Here is a 17,791-nt window from a genome sequence, read left to right as displayed (position 1 = left end):
ACTGCTTATATAAGGACAGGGCAATCACTGGACTGCCCCGCCCCTCATTTAACGGCTCAAGCCTTGGCTTGACCTTCGGCCAGGAAGAACCAGGTTTCCAGCACGGTGTCCGGGTTCAACGACACACTTTCAATGCCTTGCTCCATCAACCAGCGCGCCAGATCCGGGTGATCAGATGGGCCCTGACCGCAAATACCGATGTACTTGCCAGCCTTGTTACAAGCCTGGATGGCGTTGGACAGCAGCTTCTTAACTGCCGGATTACGCTCGTCGAACAAATGCGCGATGACACCCGAGTCGCGGTCAAGTCCCAGCGTCAGCTGAGTCAGGTCGTTGGAACCAATGGAGAAACCATCGAAGTATTCGAGGAACTCGTCAGCCAGGATCGCGTTGGACGGCAGCTCGCACATCATGATGACGCGCAGGCCGTTTTCGCCACGCTTAAGCCCGTTTTCGGCCAGCAAGTCGATTACCTGACTCGCTTCGCCCAAGGTACGCACGAATGGCACCATGATTTCGACGTTGGTCAGGCCCATCTCATTGCGCACACGCTTTAAGGCACGGCATTCCAGCTCGAAGCAGTCACGGAAGTTTTCGCTGATGTAACGCGAGGCGCCGCGGAAACCCAGCATCGGGTTTTCTTCTTCCGGCTCGTACAGCTTGCCACCAATCAAGTTGGCGTATTCGTTGGACTTGAAGTCCGACAAGCGCACGATCACCTTCTTCGGTGCAAATGCCGCTGCCAGTGTGCTGATGCCTTCTACCAGTTTTTCAACATAGAAGCCGACCGGGTCGTTGTAACCGGCGATGCGTTTGTCGACGCTTTCCTTGATGTCCTGCGGCAGACCGTCGTAGTTCAGCAGCGCCTTGGGGTGCACGCCGATCATACGGTTGATGATGAACTCCAGGCGGGCCAGGCCCACACCGGCGTTCGGCAACTGCGCGAAATCAAAGGCGCGGTCCGGGTTGCCCACGTTCATCATGATTTTGAACGGCAGCTCCGGCATGGCATCCACGGAGTTTTTCTTGATGTCGAAGCCCAGCTCGCCTTCAAAAATGAAGCCGGTATCGCCCTCGGCACACGAAACAGTTACGCCTTGGCCGTCCTTCAACAACTGAGTGGCATTGCCGCAACCCACGACCGCCGGGATCCCCAGTTCACGGGCGATGATCGCCGCGTGGCAGGTGCGTCCGCCGCGGTTGGTGACAATAGCGCTGGCGCGCTTCATCACCGGTTCCCAGTCCGGGTCGGTCATGTCGGACACCAGCACGTCGCCCGGCTGAACCTTGTCCATTTCAGACACGTCTTTAATGATGCGGACCTTGCCAGCGCCGATGCGCTGGCCAATGGCGCGGCCTTCTACCAGGACCGTGCCGGTTTCCTTGAGCAAGTAACGCTCCATGACATTGGCCTGAGAACGGCTTTTCACGGTTTCAGGACGCGCCTGAACGATGTACAGCTTGCCGTCATCGCCGTCTTTGGCCCACTCAATGTCCATCGGGCACTTGTAGTGCTTTTCGATGATCATCGCTTGCTTGGCCAACTCGCAGACTTCAGCGTCACTCAGGCAAAAACGTGCACGATCAGCGGGCTCGACGTCGATCACCTTGACCGATTTACCGGCCTTGGCTTCGTCGCCGTAGATCATCTTGATGGCTTTGCTGCCCAGGTTACGGCGCAAAATCGCAGGACGGCCTGCGTCAAGCGTAGGTTTGTGCACGTAGAATTCATCCGGGTTGACCGCGCCTTGTACGACGGTTTCGCCCAAACCATAAGCGCCGGTGATAAAGACCACGTCACGGAAACCCGATTCGGTATCCAGGGTAAACATTACGCCTGCGGTCCCGGTTTCAGAACGCACCATGCGCTGTACGCCAGCAGACAGGGCGACCAGCTTATGGTCAAAACCCTGGTGCACGCGGTAAGAAATCGCACGGTCGTTGAACAGGGAAGCAAACACTTCCTTGGTCGCACGAATCACGTTTTCTACACCACGGATATTAAGGAAGGTTTCTTGCTGACCGGCGAACGACGCGTCAGGCAAGTCTTCAGCGGTGGCTGAGGAGCGCACGGCCACAGCCATGTCGGGATTGCCCTGGGACAAGGTGGCGAACGCAGTGCGAATTTCAGCGTTGAGCTTCTCCGGGAACTCGGCTTCCATGATCCATTGACGGATCTGGGCGCCGGTTTTGGCCAGTGCGTTCACGTCATCAACATCCAGCGCGTCGAGCGCAGCGTGGATCTGATCGTTCAAACCGCTGAGTTCAAGAAAATCGCGATAGGCCTGAGACGTGGTGGCGAAACCACCGGGTACCGAAACACCGGCGCCTGCAAGATTACTGATCATCTCGCCGAGGGATGCGTTCTTGCCCCCCACATGCTCTACATCATGGACGCCGAGCTTATCGAGGGAAACTACGTACTCTACCAAGGTGATCTCTCCACTAACTGTGTTGGAAAAGCTCAGGGCGCTGGACGCTCTACAGGGCGGCATCGCAGCGAATGTGGCCTGGACCTGGAAAATAAGTGACACTGCCTGACACTGAGGCCGACAAAATCGCGCCTATCATATCCAAGAATCGTCACCAGCTTAAGGCCCAAGGCGCAAATGAAACGATCTGCTTTCTTTATCTCCGATGGCACCGGCATCACCGCCGAAACCCTCGGCCAGAGTTTGTTGGCCCAATTCGAAAATGTGACCTTCAGCAAGTTCACGCGGCCTTATATAGACAGCGCCGATAAAGCGCGGGCAATGGTACAACAAATCAATAACGCCGCCGAAAAAGACGGAGTTCGTCCGATAATCTTCGACACCATCGTCAATCAGGACATTCGTGAAATCCTCGCGACCTCCAATGGTTTCATGATCGACATCTTCTCCAGCTTCCTCGCCCCACTGGAACAAGAGTTGGCCGAACACTCTTCTTACTCGGTCGGCAAATCGCACTCCATCGGCCACAACTCCAACTACATGGAGCGTATCGAAGCGGTGAACTTTGCCCTCGACAACGATGACGGCGCCCGTACACACAAATACGACAAGGCTGACTTGATTCTGGTGGGTGTCTCGCGTTGCGGCAAAACCCCAACCTGCCTGTACATGGCCATGCAATTCGGCATCCGCGCAGCCAACTACCCGCTGACCGAAGACGACATGGAAAGCCTGAAGCTGCCCGCCGCCTTGCGCGAGCACAAACACAAACTGTTCGGCCTGACCATCGACCCGGACCGGCTGACCGCCATCCGCAACGAACGCAAGCCCAACAGCCGCTACTCCAGCTTTGCCCAATGCGAATTCGAAGTGCGCGAAGTCGAAAACCTGTTCAAGCGCGAAAACATCCCGCACATCAACTCCACCCATTTTTCCGTAGAGGAAATCTCGGCCAAAATTCTGGTTGAGAAAGGCGTGGAACGCCGCTTCAAATAGACCTCATCTTGCCGCACTGGCGCAGGCTGCAAAAAAGGGTGTCTTATAGCCCGATCGCAGCCTGCGCAAGCGTGCGGGTCAAATGACCCACTTATCGACAAACTCATTGACCGGCGTCGACTCAAGTTGCGCCTGATCGTTGCACAACTCAAAAATCTGCGCACAACGCTGGCGTGCAAAACGCGTCGCCAAGTTGCTTTTGAACTTCTCTTCCAGCAGCGCAATACCTTGCGCCCGGCGCCGACGATGGCCGATCGGGTACTCCACCACCACTTGCTGAGTGCTGGAACCATCGGTGAAAAAAACCTGCACCGCGTTGGCAATCGACCGCTTGTCTGCCTCCAGGTATTCCCGGGTAAAACGCGGCTCTTCGACGACCTGCATCTTCTCCCGTAACTCATCAATGATCGGATGCGCCGCATGGAAATCGTCTTCGTACTGTTCAGCCACCAGATTGCCAAACGCCAGCGGCACGGCAGTCATGTATTGAATGCAATGATCGCGATCTGCCGCGTTGGCGAGCTTGCCCTGCTTGGAAATGATCCGGATCGCTGATTCATGGGTGGTAATAACGATTTTCTCGATCTCATGCAGCCGATCCTTGACCTGCGGATGCAAGGTAACGGCCGCTTCACAGGCAGTTTGCGCATGAAACTCCGCCGGAAAACTGATCTTGAACAACACGTTTTCCATTACATACGTGCCATAGGGTTGCGACAACTTGAACGCACGCTGGCTTTCGGGCTTGAGTGCCAGGTCCTTGTTGGTATGGCTAAAGAGCACATCATAAAAACCCCATTGCGGCGCCGTCAGAGCACCCGGGATACCCATCTCTCCTTTCAGCGCAATGTCGGCCAGGCGCACACCGCGGCTGGTGGCATCCCCCGCCGCCCACGATTTGCGCGAACCTGCGTTGGGGGCATGGCGATACGTGCGCAATGCCTGACCGTCCACAAATGCGTGGGACAGCGCCGACAACAGCTGTTCGCGGGTGGCCCCCATCAGCTTGGCACACACGGCTGTCGAGGCGACTTTCACCAACAACACATGATCGAGGCCGACTCGATTGAACGAATTTTCCAGCGCGATCACGCCCTGAATCTCATGCGCCATGATCATTGCGTCGAGCACGGCGCGCACCGTGAGGGGCGTTTGACCTTTGGCCACGCGCTGTTGTGACAGGTGATCGGCCACCGCCAGAATCCCGCCCAGATTGTCCGAAGGGTGCCCCCACTCTGCGGCCAGCCAGGTGTCGTTGTAATCCAGCCAACGCACACTGCAACCGATGTCCCACGCCGCTTTTACGGGATCGAGACGGTACGGCGTACCGGGCACCCGCGCCCCGAACGGCACCACGGTGCCTTCAACCAGCGGCCCGAGGTGCTTGGTGCACTCAGGAAAGCGCAGCGCCAACAAACCGCACCCCAATGTATCCATCAGGCAAAGGCGGGCAGTGTTCAGGGCTTCTTGCGACGTGATGCGGTAATTGAGGACGTAATCGGCAATGTCCTGCAAAACCCGGTCATAGTCCGGACGGTTGTTGAGGTCGACGTTGGCGCTCATGGGTGCCTCCAAAAAGTCAGTGAGTGGTGTGTTCCATCCTCAGGTTAATCATGGTGTTGCGGGTCTCAAGTGCCCGCTCGACAGTCCCTAGACACCTTGGCCCCTCCCCCGCCCCTCATCTGACGGGAGAGGGTCGGGGTGGGGGCAAAGGGTCATGCGGTCAAAACGAATCGCCCGGCACCCGCACCCAGCCTTCCATCAGCACACGCGCACTGCGGCTCATGATGGCTTTGGTGACGGTCCATTCACCGTTGACCTGCTGCGCCTGTGCGCCGACGCGCAACGTCCCTGACGGGTGGCCAAAACGCACGGCATCACGCGTTTCGCCGCCTGCCGCCAGGTTCACCAACGTGCCGGGAATGGCGGCCGCCGTGCCAATCGCCACAGCGGCCGTGCCCATCATGGCGTGGTGCAACTTGCCCATCGACAGCGCCCGCACCAGCAAATCCACATCCTGCACCTTGACGGCCTTGCCGCTGGACGACACGTAATCCGCAGGCGCGGCTACAAACGCGACTTTAGGGGTGTGCTGGCGTTTGGCGGCCTCTTCCAGAGTACCGATCAGCCCCATGCGCAATGCGCCGTGAGCGCGAATGGTCTCGAACATGGCCAAGGCCTTGGCGTCACTGTTGATGTCGTTTTGCAATTCGGTGCCGCTGTAACCAATGTCGCGGGCATTAACAAAAATGGTGGGAATACCCGCATTGATCATGGTCACATTCAGGGTGCCGACACCTGGAACGTCCAGTTCATCAACCACATGACCGGTAGGGAACATTGAGCCGCCGGCTCCGTCTTCATCCGCCGCCGGGTCAAGAAACTCCAGCTGCACTTCGGCCGCAGGAAACGTCACCCCATCCAGCTCAAAGTCGCCCGTTTCCTGCACCTCACCGTCCGTGATAGGGACATGGGCAATGATGGTTTTCCCGATATTGGCTTGCCAGATTCGCACCACTGCGGTGCCGTTCTGCGGAATCCGCGCCACGTCCACCAAGCCGCTGCTGATGGCAAATGAGCCGACAGCTGCAGACAGGTTGCCGCAGTTGCCACTCCAGTCCACGAATGGCTTGTCAATGGCGACCTGACCAAACAAATAATCGACGTCGTGATCCGCACGCAAACTTCTGCTCACAATCACGGTTTTACTGGTGCTGGATGTAGCTGCGCCCATGCCGTCGATTTGCTTTTCGTACGGGTCCGGGCTCCCGATCACCCGCAGCAGCAAGGCATCACGGGCCGCGCCGGGCACCTGTGCGACCGCCGGGAGGTCGAGGAGACTGAAAAAAACACCCTTGCTGGTTCCGCCCCGCATATACGTCGCAGGGATTTTGATTTGCGCTGCATAAGCCATGACACAGTCCTGTTAAGGCCGGGGCGAGGCGCCCCGGCGCTGTGATTACGCGGAGGCCGATTCCAGGAAGTCCTGCGCGAAACGCTGCAACACGCCGCCAGCTTCGTAGATCGAGACTTCTTCGGCGGTATCCAGACGGCACGTCACCGGCACGTCGACGCGTTCGCCGTTTTTGCGGGTGATGACCAGCGTCAGCGTGGCACGCGGGGTACGTTCGCCAATCACGTCGTAAATTTCGCTGCCATCCAGTTGCAGGGTTTTGCGGTTGGTGCCCGGCAGGAACTCCAGCGGCAGGACACCCATGCCCACTAGGTTCGTGCGATGGATACGCTCGAAGCCTTCAGCGACGATGGCTTCCACACCCGCCAAACGCACGCCCTTGGCCGCCCAGTCGCGGGAAGATCCCTGCCCGTAATCGGCGCCGGCGACAATGATCAGCGGCTGCTTGCGCTCCATATAGGTCTCGATGGCTTCCCACATGCGCATCACGTTGCCTTCAGGCTCCAGTCGAGTCAGCGAGCCCTGTTTGACTTTGCCGTCCTCGATGACCATTTCATTGAACAGTTTCGGGTTGGCAAACGTCGCGCGCTGGGCAGTCAAGTGGTCGCCACGGTGAGTCGCGTAGGAATTGAAGTCAACTTCCGGCAGGCCCATTTTCGCCAGATATTCACCCGCAGCGCTGTCGAGCATGATCGCGTTGGACGGCGACAGGTGGTCAGTGGTGATGTTGTCGGGCAACACCGCCAACGGGCGCATCCCTTTGAGTGGGCGGGCACCGGCCAGTGCGCCTTCCCAGTACGGCGGGCGGCGAATGTAGGTGCTTTGCGGGCGCCAGTCGTACAGCGGCTCAACCTTCGGTCCGGTGTCTTCATGGATTGCAAACATCGGGATGTAGACCTGACGGAACTGTTCCGGTTTGACCGCCGCCTTGACCACTGCGTCGATTTCTTCGTCGCTTGGCCAGATGTCTTTGAGGCGAATTTCGTTGCCGTTGGCGTCCAGACCCAATACATCTTTCTCGATGTCAAAACGGATGGTTCCCGCTATCGCGTAGGCAACCACCAAGGGCGGCGAGGCGAGAAACGCTTGCTTGGCGTAGGGGTGAATACGCCCGTCGAAGTTACGGTTACCCGACAGTACAGCCGTGGCGTACAGGTCGCGGTCGATGATTTCCTGCTGAATGTGCGGGTCCAGCGCACCCGACATGCCATTGCACGTGGTGCAGGCAAACGCCACGACACCAAAGCCCAACTGCTCCAGTTCATCGGTCAGTCCAGCTTCGTCGAGGTACAACGCAACGGTCTTCGAGCCCGGCGCCAGCGAAGATTTGACCCACGGTTTGCGGGTCAGCCCCAGCCGGTTAGCGTTGCGAGCAATCAGGCCCGCTGCGATCACGTTGCGCGGGTTGCTGGTATTGGTGCAACTGGTGATGGCTGCAATGATGACCGCACCCTCCGGCATTTGCCCCGGCACATCCTCCCATTGACCGGCGATACCTTTGGCAGCCAGATCAGTGGTGGCGACCCGGGCATGCGGGTTACTCGGGCCTGCCATGTTGCGCACAACGCTGGACAGATCAAAACTCAAGCGGCGCTCATATTGCGCGTCTTTAAGGCTGTCGGCCCACAGGCCGCTGACCTTGGCGTAGTGCTCGACCAACTGCACTTGCTGGTCTTCGCGTCCGGTCAGTTTGAGGTAGTCGATGGTCTGCCGGTCAATATAGAACATCGCCGCCGTGGCGCCATATTCCGGGGCCATGTTGGAAATCGTCGCGCGGTCGCCCAGGGTCAACGCCGCAGCGCCTTCACCGAAGAACTCCAGCCAGGCGCCGACCACTTTTTGTTTGCGCAGGAACTCCGTGAGGGCCAGCACCATGTCCGTGGCCGTGATGCCTGGCTGCAACTTGCCGGTCAGCTCAACACCAACGATCTCGGGCAAGCGCATCCACGACGCACGGCCCAGCATCACGCTTTCGGCTTCCAGCCCGCCGACGCCAATGGCAATCACACCCAGCGAGTCGACATGGGGAGTATGGCTGTCGGTACCGACGCACGTATCGGGGAACGCCACGCCGTCACGCACCTGAATCACCGGCGACATTTTCTCCAGGTTGATCTGGTGCATGATGCCGTTGCCCGGCGGGATCACGTCGACGTTCTTGAAGGCTTTCTTGGTCCATTCAATGAAGTGGAAACGGTCTTCGTTACGGCGGTCTTCGATGGCGCGGTTCTTTTCGAACGCCTCGGGGTCGTAACCGCCACATTCCACTGCCAGTGAATGGTCAACGATCAGTTGGGTCGGCACCACAGGGTTCACTTGCGCCGGGTCGCCGCCTTGCTGGGCAATGGCGTCACGCAGGCCGGCAAGGTCCACCAACGCGGTCTGTCCGAGGATGTCGTGGCACACCACCCGGGCCGGGAACCACGGGAAGTCGAGGTCACGCTTGCGTTCAATCAGCTGGCTCAGCGAAGCATTGAGGGTGGCCGGATCGCAGCGACGCACCAGGTTTTCAGCCAACACGCGCGAGGTGTACGGCAGCGTGTCATAGGCGCCGGGCTTGATCGCATCGACCGCCGCGCGGGTGTCGAAATAATCCAGCCGGGTGCCCGGAAGTGTTTTACGAAATTCAGTATTCATTGGCATGGGACTCGATCACGGTTAGGTCGGGGCCGCCACACGCGGCGCCTGCCGGGCTGGCATGGGCGGCCCTGCGGTCAGCGACGTTCGATTGGCACGAACTTGCGCTGTTCGACGCCGATGTACTCGGCGCTCGGGCGAATGATGCGGTTGTTGGCGCGCTGCTCGAACACGTGCGCGGCCCAGCCGGTCAGGCGTGAGCAGACAAAAATCGGGGTGAACAGCTTGGTCGGGATGCCCATGAAGTGATACGCCGAGGCATGGTAGAAGTCGGCATTGGGAAACAGTTTCTTTTGCTCCCACATGGTTTTGTCGATGGCTTCGGATACCGGGAACAGCACCGTGTCCCCCACTTCTTCCGCCAGTTTTTTCGACCAGTCCTTGATCACTTCATTGCGCGGATCGCTGTCTTTATAGATGGCGTGACCAAAGCCCATGATTTTGTCTTTGCGTTCGAGCATACCGAGCGTGCCTTTGATGGCTTCGTCGGCGGAACTGAAGCGCTCGATCATCTCCATGGCTGCTTCGTTCGCGCCGCCATGCAGCGGGCCACGCAACGAACCGATGGCCGCCGTGATGCACGAATACAGATCGGACAGGGTTGAGGCGCAGACGCGGGCAGTAAAGGTCGACGCGTTGAATTCGTGCTCTGCGTACAGAATCAGCGACACGTTCATCACTTTGATGTGCAAGTCGCTTGGCTTTTTATCGTGCAGCAGGTGTAGGAAATGGCCGCCAATCGAGGCTTCGTCAGTCACACAATGGATGCGCACCCCGTCGTGGCTGAAGCGATACCAGTAGCACATGATCGCTGGGAAGGCCGCCAGCAAGCGGTCGGTCTTGTCGCGTTGCTGGGAAAAGTCCTGCTCGGGTTCGAGGTTGCCGAGGAACGAGCAGCCGGTGCGCATCACATCCATCGGGTGCGCGTCAGCCGGGATACGCTCCAACACTTCCTTCAGCGCTTGCGGCAAATCGCGAAGGGCTTTGAGTTTGCTTGTGTAGGCCTCCAGCTCTGCCTCGGTAGGTAATTCGCCGTACAACAACAGGTACGCGACTTCTTCAAAGCGCGCCTGGGCGGCCAACTCACGCACGTCATAACCGCGATAGGTGAGACCGGCCCCTTCCTGACCTACGGTCGACAACGCCGTTTGCCCGGCCACCTGGCCGCGTAATCCGGCACCACTCAATACTTTTGCTTCGGCCATTGCGCTTCTCCAATCTTGAATTTGTTAGGGATTCGGCAAGAACTTATTAATTTGTTACGCCCTTGGTGCGTATCGAGCCCCGCGAGGCTCGACAGCAATCCCGGACGTCAGGTCAATCCGGTTAGAAGCCGTCTTACCTTTTGCTGGCAAACAGCGCGTCGAGCTTCTGTTCGAACACGTGGTAGTCAATGGCGTCGTACAGCTCCATGCGGGTTTGCATGGTGTCGATCACATTCTGCTGGGTGCCGTCGCGGCGAATCGCACCGTAGACGTTTTCCGCCGCCTTGTTCATGGCGCGGAAGGCCGACAACGGGTACAGCACCAGCGACACATCGGCGTCGCGCAGTTGATCCACGGTGTACAGCGGGGTGGCTCCAAACTCGGTGATGTTGGCCAGAATCGGCGCTTTAACGCGACTGGCAAACAGTTTGTACATCTCCAGTTCGGTAATGGCTTCCGGGAACACCATGTCGGCGCCCGCTTCCACGCAGGCTGCAGCACGCTCCAGCGCAGACTCCAGCCCCTCGACCGCCAGCGCGTCGGTACGCGCCATGATCACAAAGCTGTCATCGGTGCGCGCATCCACAGCGGCCTTGATGCGATCGACCATCTCTTGTTGCGAGACAATTTCTTTGTTTGGGCGATGGCCGCAACGTTTGGCGCCCACCTGATCTTCGATGTGGATAGCGGCAGCGCCAAACTTGATCATCGACTTGACAGTACGCGCCACGTTGAACGCCGAAGAACCAAAACCCGTGTCGACATCCACCAGCAATGGCAGGTCGCAAACGTCCGTGATGCGACGCACATCGGTCAGTACGTCATCCAGACCGGTAATGCCCAGATCCGGCACACCCAGCGAACCCGCCGCTACCCCGCCACCGGACAAGTAGATCGCTTTGAACCCGGCGCGCTTGGCCAGCAAAGCATGGTTGGCATTGATGGCGCCCACCACTTGCAGGGGATGTTCATTGGCGACTGCATCACGGAAACGTTGGCCTGGACTGTTTTTATTGCTCATGACTCACCTCGTGGAGTGGCTGTCTGCTGGGCGCTGTCTTGATAGTGACGCGCAATATTGCGTTTGGACGCGCCAATGTGGCGACGCATCAATAACTCGGCCAGTTCGCCGTCGCGATCGGCAATGGCATCGAGAATCCGGTGGTGCTCAGCGAATGCCTGGTGCGGGCGATTCGGGGTGGTGGAAAACTGGATGCGGTACATGCGCACCAGTTGATACAGCTCACCGCAGAGCATCTGGGTCAGGGTGCGATTGCCGCTGCCCTGAATAATTTTGTAATGAAAATCGAAGTCGCCTTCTTGCTGGTAATACCCCACACCTGCCTGAAATGCTGCATCGCGCTCATGGGTTTCGAGCACACGGCGCAGTTCCGCGATGTTTTCATCGCTCATGCGTTCTGCAGCCAGACGGCAGGCCATGCCTTCAAGGGATTCGCGAATTTCGTAGAGCTCAATCAGTTCTTCATGGCTCAAGGACACAACCCGCGCGCCCACATGCGGCACCCGCACCAACAGGCGCTGACCTTCAAGACGGTGGATCGCCTCGCGCAACGGCCCGCGACTGATGCCGTAGGTGCGGGCCAGCTCCGGCTCGGAAATTTTGCTACCCGGCGCAATATCGCCTTGGACGATAGCGGCCTGAATACGCCTGAAGACGTTCTCGGACAAGGTTTCCGAGTCATCTTGGGCCAGCGCGGCACTTTCGAGCGAATCCAGCATATTGTCGACACCTTGAAAATCAATAGCGTCAAAATTAGCTATTCAAGACCTTATAGTCAAAGAATAAATAAGGATTGTCGACAATCTACGAATAAGACCTTGGTTGAATCGACAGCCACAGACCACGCGCCGAACGGCTTGGGCGCTGGCGTCATAAAACCATCATGCTAGAATGCCGACCGCATCAGCCTTGCCCTTTTGAACAGGGCAGCCGCACGAGGACGCTTGCGCTGTATTGCCAGTCGCCTTGAACTGAAGACTGCAAGAGACTGCCCCCGGATTTATGAAATTTCCCTCCTTCTTTATATGTCTTTGCCTGCTGGCGTTGCCGGGCCTGAGCCTTGGCGCCGAAAAAACCGTTTACGGCCTCAATGAATACGCCGAACTGGCAGGTATCAACCTGCAAGTGGCCGCCAAACTCGACACTGGCGCCAAAACCGCCTCACTGAGCGCCCGCGACATCAAACGCTTCAAACGCGACGGCGAGAGCTGGGTACGCTTTTATCTGGCCATTGATGATGCCCATTCGCATCCCATCGAACGCCCGTTGGCACGGGTAAGCAAGATCAAGCGTCGCTCCGGGGATTACGACCCTGAGTCGGACAAGAACTACACATTGCGGCCGGTCATTGCCCTGGAAATTTGTATGGGCAAAGCTTTACGCACCATCGAAGTGAACTTGACCGACCGAAGCGCGTTCCAATACCCGCTGTTGATTGGCTCCGAAGCGCTCAAACGCTTTGATGCGCTGGTCGACCCAAGCCTTAAATACGCTGCTGGCAAACCTGCCTGCGCCGCCACCGCTCAAACCGCAGAGTAATTGAAATGCGCGCTCTTACCTTTCACCTGAAAGTCTTGATTACCATCCTTGTGGTGCTGGGCATTTCGATTACGGCCTACCAGATTTTCGTCATCGGCATCCCGGTGACCGAAGACGCAACGGATGACCTGTGGAACATCGACGCGAAAGTCGAATTCGTTGCCAGTTCCAAGGATCCGGTCAAGATCCAGATGTTCGTACCGCCGTTGAACCGCGACTACGTCAGCCTCAATGAAAGCTTCATCTCCAACAATTACGGGGTGAGCGTCAATCGGGTAGACGGCAATCGCAAAGTCACGTGGTCAGCCCGTCGCGTTAGCGGCAAGCAAACCCTTTACTACCGCCTGGTGTTGACCAAGCGTTACACCGGCGACAAAACCAAGGTCAAAGGCCCGGTATTCCGTGACAGCATCGCTGTCGAAGGGCCAGAAAAAATCGCCGCCGAAGCCTTGCTGGCACCGATCCGCCAGCACTCGGCCGACGTTGAAACCTTCATCAGCGAAACCATCAAGCGGGTTAACAACCCGAACGATGACAACGTGAAACTGCTGCTGGCGGGCGATCCGTCGACGCCACACAAAGCACAAATCATCGAGCTTTTGCTGTCGATTGCCCACGTACCACTGGAAAAAGTCCACACCATCCGCCTGGTAGCAGACCAGCCGCAAACCCCGGAGCTGTGGTTGCGCAGCTTCAACGGTAACGACTGGCTGTACTTCAACCCGGAAACCGGCGAACAGGGCCTGCCATCCGACCGCCTGCTGTGGTGGACGGGCGACGAGCCGATGATTAGCGTCGATGGCGGCAAAAAAGCCAACGTAACGTTCAGCCTGAACAACAGCGAGATGAACGCCATCCGCCTGGCCAAACTGACCGACGAGAACACCGACGCCAACTTCCTCGAATATTCGCTGTACGGCCTGCCGTTACAAACCCAGCAAACGTTCATGATCATGGTGATGATCCCGATTGGCGTGCTGGTGATTCTGGTATTGCGCAACCTGATCGGCCTGCAAACCCTGGGCACATTTACCCCGGTACTGATTGCACTGGCGTTCCGCGAAACACAACTGGGGTTCGGCATCATCCTGTTTACAGTGATAACCGCGCTCGGGTTGATGTTGCGCTCGTACCTGGAGCACCTGAAGCTGCAGATGCTGCCTCGCCTGTCCGTGGTACTGACATTTGTGGTGATACTGATTGCCGCCATCAGCCTGTTCAGCCACAAGCTGGGCCTTGAACGCGGACTTTCGGTCGCGTTGTTTCCGATGGTGATTCTGACCATGACTATCGAACGGCTGTCGATCACTTGGGAGGAGCGAGGCGCCGGGCATGCGATGAAGGTCGCAATCGGCACCCTGTTCGCTGCCACCCTGGCGTATCTGGTGATGAGCATTCCGGAGCTGGTGTACTTCGTGTTCACCTTCCCGGCAGTGCTGCTGATTCTCGTAGGCTTCATGCTGGCCATGGGTCGCTACCGCGGCTACCGCCTGACCGAATTGGTCCGTTTCAAAGCCTTTTTGAAGGCTGACTCCTGATGTTTGGCTTCTGGAAGACCTGGAAGGCCCTGGAAGCCAGGGGCATCATGGGCATCAATCGGCGCAATGCGGACTACGTACTCAAGTACAACAAACGCAGCCTGTATCCGATTGTGGATGACAAGATCATCACCAAGGAACGCGCCATCAAGGCCGGCATTCACGTGCCGGAGATGTATGGCGTGATTTCCACCGAGAAAGAAATCGAAAAGCTCGACGAGATCATCGGCGGGCGCAGCGACTTCGTGATCAAGCCTGCGCAAGGCGCAGGCGGTGATGGCATCTTGGTGATCGCCGACCGTTTCGAAGACCGCTTTCGCACCGTTTCGGGCAAGATCATCAGCCATGAAGAAATTGAGCATCAGATCTCCAGCATCCTGACAGGGCTGTATTCCTTGGGTGGGCACCGCGACCGCGCCCTGATCGAATACCGCGTCACCCCCGACCAGATCTTCAAAAGCATCAGCTACGAAGGCGTACCGGACATCCGCATCATTGTGCTGATGGGCTACCCGGTAATGGCGATGCTGCGTTTGCCGACCCGTCAATCCGGTGGCAAAGCCAACCTTCACCAAGGCGCCATCGGCGTCGGTGTTGACCTCGCAACCGGCCTGACCTTGCGCGGCACCTGGCTGAACAACATCATCAGTAAACACCCCGACACCACCAACGCGGTGGACGGCGTACAACTGCCTTATTGGGATGGCTTCATGAAGCTGGCCGCCGGTTGCTATGAACTGTGCGGACTGGGCTACATCGGTGTGGACATGGTGCTGGACCAGGATAAAGGCCCGCTAATTCTGGAACTCAATGCCCGCCCGGGCCTGAACATCCAGATCGCCAACGACTGCGGCCTGACACTGCGCACCCACGCAGTCGAGGCCCACGTTGAAGCCCTGGCAGCCAAAGGCATCAAGGAAACCGTTGAAGAGCGGGTCCGTTTTGCTCAGGAAATGTTCGGGCACATCCCCCCTAACACCTGACCAGCAGGAGCGAGCGGGCCACGCAAGACACGCTCGCTCCTGAACGGTTTCATGGATTTACCCACCGACACAGGCCTACAATCCCCTCCCCGTTTCGATGGCTGATTTGCTGCGCATGTTGACCTGCTCCGTTCATCCACTGCCTTACCTCGCCAACCCGGCCGATTACTTTGCTGCCATACGCCACGCTCCCGGCGCGGTCTTGCTGGACAGTGGACGACCCGACGCCGAGCGTGGCCGTTACGACATCATGAGTGCCTGGCCCCTTCACACACTGCAACGTCAGCCAGAGGAATCAGGACGCGCATTTTTACAACGTTTGCGCGGCCAGTTGTGCCAACTGGGCGAGGCGCAGATCCCGCCCGAGTACGAACTGCCGTTCGCGGGCGGTCTCATCGGCTACTTGAGTTACGACTTCGGGCGTCAACTCGAACAGCTTCCGGCGCTGGCTCAGGACGACCTGCAGCTACCGGATGCACGCTTGGGCCTGTACCCGTGGGCACTGATAAGCGACCACCGGCACGCAACCAGCCAATTGGTTTTTCATCCCGCGCTGGAGGCCAGTGAACGCAAACGCCTGATTGAGCAGTTCAGCGTGCTTCAACGCCCGTTGGAAGTACCTTTCCGCCTGAAACAACCGATGCGGCCGGACATCAGCACTCAGCAGTACGCACACGCCCTTGCTCAAGTGCATCAATACATTCAGTCCGGCGACTGCTATCAGGTCAATTACACCCAACGCTTCAGCGCCGACTGCCAAGGCGACGCATGGACGGCGTATTGCGCTCTGCGCGCGGCGTGCCCGACGCCCTTTTCCGGCTTTATGCAATTACCCGCGCAAGGCGCAATTGTCAGCCTGTCGCCGGAACGCTTTGTACGGGTCAGCAACCTGCAGGTCGAAACCCGTCCGATCAAAGGCACCCGCCCACGCGGCAAGAACGCCGCGCAAGATACGGCCAACGCCGCCGAACTGCTTGCCAGCGCTAAAGATCGCGCTGAAAACCTGATGATTGTCGACCTGCTGCGCAACGACCTCGGGCGCACCTGCCGCACAGGTTCGGTCCGCGTGCCGGAGCTGTTCAATCTCGAAAGTTACCCCAACGTCCATCACTTGGTGAGCAGTGTCACGGGCGAGCTGGCTGCGGATAAAGACGCGCTGGACCTGATCGGCGACAGCTTTCCGGGCGGCTCGATCACCGGCGCACCCAAGATCCGCGCCATGCAAATCATCGACGAGCTGGAGCCCACCCGTCGCAGTATTTATTGCGGCTCGTTGCTTTACCTCGACGTACGCGGCGAGATGGACAGCTCCATCGCCATTCGCACGCTGCTGATCAAGGACGGTCGCGTGAGCTGCTGGGGAGGAGGAGGTATTGTCGCGGACTCGGACTGGGAAGCCGAATATCAAGAGTCCATCACTAAAGTGAAAGTGTTGCTCGACACGCTGCAAGCCCTGTAACACACCGTATTTGCTAACATCGCGCCACTAGAGAGCGCCCAGCGCCATTGACTGTAGGAAGCCGCCTGATGAGCCACCCGTTCGACGTCGCGGAACTCGCCGCGACATACGCCAGCAAATCCCCGCAAGACATTCTCAAACTCGCCTTTCAGCATTTTGGCGACGAACTCTGGATTTCATTCAGCGGCGCCGAAGACGTGGTGCTGGTGGACATGGCCTGGAAACTCAACAAAAACGTTAAAGTGTTCAGCCTCGACACCGGACGCCTGCACCCCGAAACCTATCGTTTCATTGAGCAGGTCCGCGAACACTACAACCTGCAGATCGAGCTGATTTCGCCAGATCAACGCCTACTGGAGCCATTCGTCAAAGAAAAAGGCTTGTTCAGCTTCTATAAAGACGGCCACGGTGAATGCTGCGGCGTGCGCAAAATCGAACCGCTGCGCCGCAAGCTGGCTGGCGTCAAAGCGTGGGCGACCGGCCAGCGGCGCGATCAAAGCCCGGGCACTCGCAGTCAGGTCGCCGCACTGGAAATCGACGGCGCCTTCTCGACCCCGGAGCGCCCGCTGTACAAATTCAACCCGTTGGCGCAAATGACCAGCGAGGAAGTCTGGGGTTACATCCGCATGTTGGAGCTGCCCTATAACAGCCTGCACGAACGAGGCTTTATCAGCATCGGTTGCGAGCCCTGCACCCGCCCAGTCCTGCCTAACCAGCACGAGCGCGAAGGCCGCTGGTGGTGGGAAGAAGCTACGCAAAAGGAATGTGGCCTGCATGCTGGTAATTTGATCGCCAAACACTGACCTTAAAACCCTCAGTCCTGTGCAACTGCCGCAGGACTGCGTGAGGTTAAGCAGGCGCGCAGCGATTCAATTACCTCTACGCCAACGCAGAAACTCTGGCAGCAAACCACAAAACACACGCGCACAAAAAAGCCTGCACATGGCAGGCTATTTGTGGATCACAAGCGTTCAAGGGGCTTGTGTTCCGAATATGGCGCAGCGGACGGGACTCGAACCCGCGACCCCCGGCGTGACAGGCCGGTATTCTAACCGACTGAACTAACG

At 58.2% G+C, this 17,791-nt stretch carries 13 protein-coding genes; 6 read left to right on the top strand and 7 right to left on the bottom strand.

Annotation, left to right across the window (positions count from 1 at the left end; genetic code table 11):
- Window positions 1-56: 56 nt before the first annotated feature.
- A complete protein-coding gene (gene ppsA, locus CJF39_RS20435; RefSeq protein WP_094995080.1) occupies window positions 57-2,432 on the bottom strand; it encodes a phosphoenolpyruvate synthase in 2,376 nt (791 codons plus the stop codon).
- 177 nt (window positions 2,433-2,609) lie between these two features.
- Between ppsA and ppsR the strand changes: the two genes are divergently transcribed.
- A complete protein-coding gene (ppsR, locus tag CJF39_RS20430; protein WP_094995079.1) occupies window positions 2,610-3,428 on the top strand; it encodes a posphoenolpyruvate synthetase regulatory kinase/phosphorylase PpsR in 819 nt (272 codons plus the stop codon).
- Window positions 3,429-3,506: 78 nt separating this feature from the next.
- On the opposite strand, the gene prpD is transcribed toward ppsR, so the two are convergent.
- From prpD to CJF39_RS20400, 6 genes are all read right to left on the bottom strand, one after another.
- Entirely contained in the window at window positions 3,507-4,991 is a 1,485-nt protein-coding gene (prpD, locus tag CJF39_RS20425; protein ID WP_094995078.1) for a 2-methylcitrate dehydratase, read from the bottom strand.
- 160 nt (window positions 4,992-5,151) lie between these two features.
- Window positions 5,152-6,342 (bottom strand): 2-methylaconitate cis-trans isomerase PrpF, encoded by a 1,191-nt coding sequence (gene prpF, locus CJF39_RS20420; RefSeq protein ID WP_094995077.1) that lies wholly within the window; start codon window positions 6,340-6,342, stop codon window positions 5,152-5,154.
- Window positions 6,343-6,387: 45 nt separating this feature from the next.
- Complete coding sequence (acnD, locus tag CJF39_RS20415; RefSeq protein ID WP_094995076.1) at window positions 6,388-8,979, bottom strand: Fe/S-dependent 2-methylisocitrate dehydratase AcnD; 2,592 nt, start codon at window positions 8,977-8,979, stop codon at window positions 6,388-6,390.
- 77 nt (window positions 8,980-9,056) lie between these two features.
- Window positions 9,057-10,184 carry a bifunctional 2-methylcitrate synthase/citrate synthase gene (gene prpC, locus CJF39_RS20410; protein ID WP_094995075.1) on the bottom strand — a complete coding sequence of 376 codons (1,128 nt, stop codon included), beginning with the start codon at window positions 10,182-10,184 and terminating at the stop codon, window positions 9,057-9,059.
- Window positions 10,185-10,317: 133 nt separating this feature from the next.
- A complete protein-coding gene (prpB, locus tag CJF39_RS20405; RefSeq protein WP_094995074.1) occupies window positions 10,318-11,205 on the bottom strand; it encodes a methylisocitrate lyase in 888 nt (295 codons plus the stop codon).
- Window positions 11,202-11,924, bottom strand: coding sequence for a GntR family transcriptional regulator (locus CJF39_RS20400; RefSeq protein ID WP_094995073.1), 723 nt, complete (start codon window positions 11,922-11,924; stop codon window positions 11,202-11,204). Before CJF39_RS20400 ends, prpB begins: the two co-directional genes overlap by 4 nt.
- 283 nt (window positions 11,925-12,207) lie before the next feature.
- On the opposite strand from CJF39_RS20400, the gene CJF39_RS20395 reads away from it, so the two are divergent.
- The 5 genes from CJF39_RS20395 (at window position 12,208) to CJF39_RS20375 (ending at window position 17,527) form a co-directional block, all read left to right on the top strand.
- Window positions 12,208-12,744, top strand: coding sequence for an ATP-dependent zinc protease family protein (locus tag CJF39_RS20395; protein ID WP_094995072.1), 537 nt, complete (start codon window positions 12,208-12,210; stop codon window positions 12,742-12,744).
- A 5-nt stretch (window positions 12,745-12,749) separates the two neighbouring features.
- Window positions 12,750-14,282 carry an inactive transglutaminase family protein gene (locus CJF39_RS20390; protein WP_094995071.1) on the top strand — a complete coding sequence of 511 codons (1,533 nt, stop codon included), beginning with the start codon at window positions 12,750-12,752 and terminating at the stop codon, window positions 14,280-14,282.
- On the top strand, window positions 14,282-15,265 hold the full coding sequence (locus CJF39_RS20385) for an alpha-L-glutamate ligase-like protein (protein ID WP_094995070.1): 984 nt from the start codon (window positions 14,282-14,284) through the stop codon (window positions 15,263-15,265). Before CJF39_RS20390 ends, CJF39_RS20385 begins: the two co-directional genes overlap by 1 nt.
- Before the next feature lie 115 nt (window positions 15,266-15,380).
- On the top strand, window positions 15,381-16,724 hold the full coding sequence (gene pabB / locus CJF39_RS20380) for an aminodeoxychorismate synthase component I (RefSeq protein ID WP_094995092.1): 1,344 nt from the start codon (window positions 15,381-15,383) through the stop codon (window positions 16,722-16,724).
- A 68-nt stretch (window positions 16,725-16,792) separates the two neighbouring features.
- Entirely contained in the window at window positions 16,793-17,527 is a 735-nt protein-coding gene (locus CJF39_RS20375; protein ID WP_094995069.1) for a phosphoadenylyl-sulfate reductase, read from the top strand.
- The last annotated feature ends 264 nt before the right edge of the window (window positions 17,528-17,791 follow it).

It is taken from the genome of Pseudomonas lundensis (assembly GCF_002269125.1).
GTDB classification, from domain to species: domain Bacteria; phylum Pseudomonadota; class Gammaproteobacteria; order Pseudomonadales; family Pseudomonadaceae; genus Aquipseudomonas; species Aquipseudomonas lundensis_A.
The sequence above is the reverse complement of the archived record's forward strand: the minus strand, read 5'-3'. Positions and strand labels throughout refer to the sequence as shown.

What these genes read in the sequence shown, in the direction of transcription:
- ppsR (WP_094995079.1), top strand. Translation starts at nt 2,610, where the DNA reads ATGAAACGATCTGCTTTCTTTATCTCCGATGGCACCGGCATCACCGCC.
- prpD (WP_094995078.1), bottom strand. Translation starts at nt 4,991, where the DNA reads ATGAGCGCCAACGTCGACCTCAACAACCGTCCGGACTATGACCGGGTT.
- prpF (WP_094995077.1), bottom strand. Translation starts at nt 6,342, where the DNA reads ATGGCTTATGCAGCGCAAATCAAAATCCCTGCGACGTATATGCGGGGC.
- acnD (WP_094995076.1), bottom strand. Translation starts at nt 8,979, where the DNA reads ATGAATACTGAATTTCGTAAAACACTTCCGGGCACCCGGCTGGATTAT.
- prpC (WP_094995075.1), bottom strand. Translation starts at nt 10,184, where the DNA reads ATGGCCGAAGCAAAAGTATTGAGTGGTGCCGGATTACGCGGCCAGGTG.
- prpB (WP_094995074.1), bottom strand. Translation starts at nt 11,205, where the DNA reads ATGAGCAATAAAAACAGTCCAGGCCAACGTTTCCGTGATGCAGTCGCC.
- CJF39_RS20400 (WP_094995073.1), bottom strand. Translation starts at nt 11,924, where the DNA reads ATGCTGGATTCGCTCGAAAGTGCCGCGCTGGCCCAAGATGACTCGGAA.
- CJF39_RS20395 (WP_094995072.1), top strand. Translation starts at nt 12,208, where the DNA reads ATGAAATTTCCCTCCTTCTTTATATGTCTTTGCCTGCTGGCGTTGCCG.
- CJF39_RS20390 (WP_094995071.1), top strand. Translation starts at nt 12,750, where the DNA reads ATGCGCGCTCTTACCTTTCACCTGAAAGTCTTGATTACCATCCTTGTG.
- CJF39_RS20385 (WP_094995070.1), top strand. Translation starts at nt 14,282, where the DNA reads ATGTTTGGCTTCTGGAAGACCTGGAAGGCCCTGGAAGCCAGGGGCATC.
- pabB (WP_094995092.1), top strand. Translation starts at nt 15,381, where the DNA reads ATGTTGACCTGCTCCGTTCATCCACTGCCTTACCTCGCCAACCCGGCC.
- CJF39_RS20375 (WP_094995069.1), top strand. Translation starts at nt 16,793, where the DNA reads ATGAGCCACCCGTTCGACGTCGCGGAACTCGCCGCGACATACGCCAGC.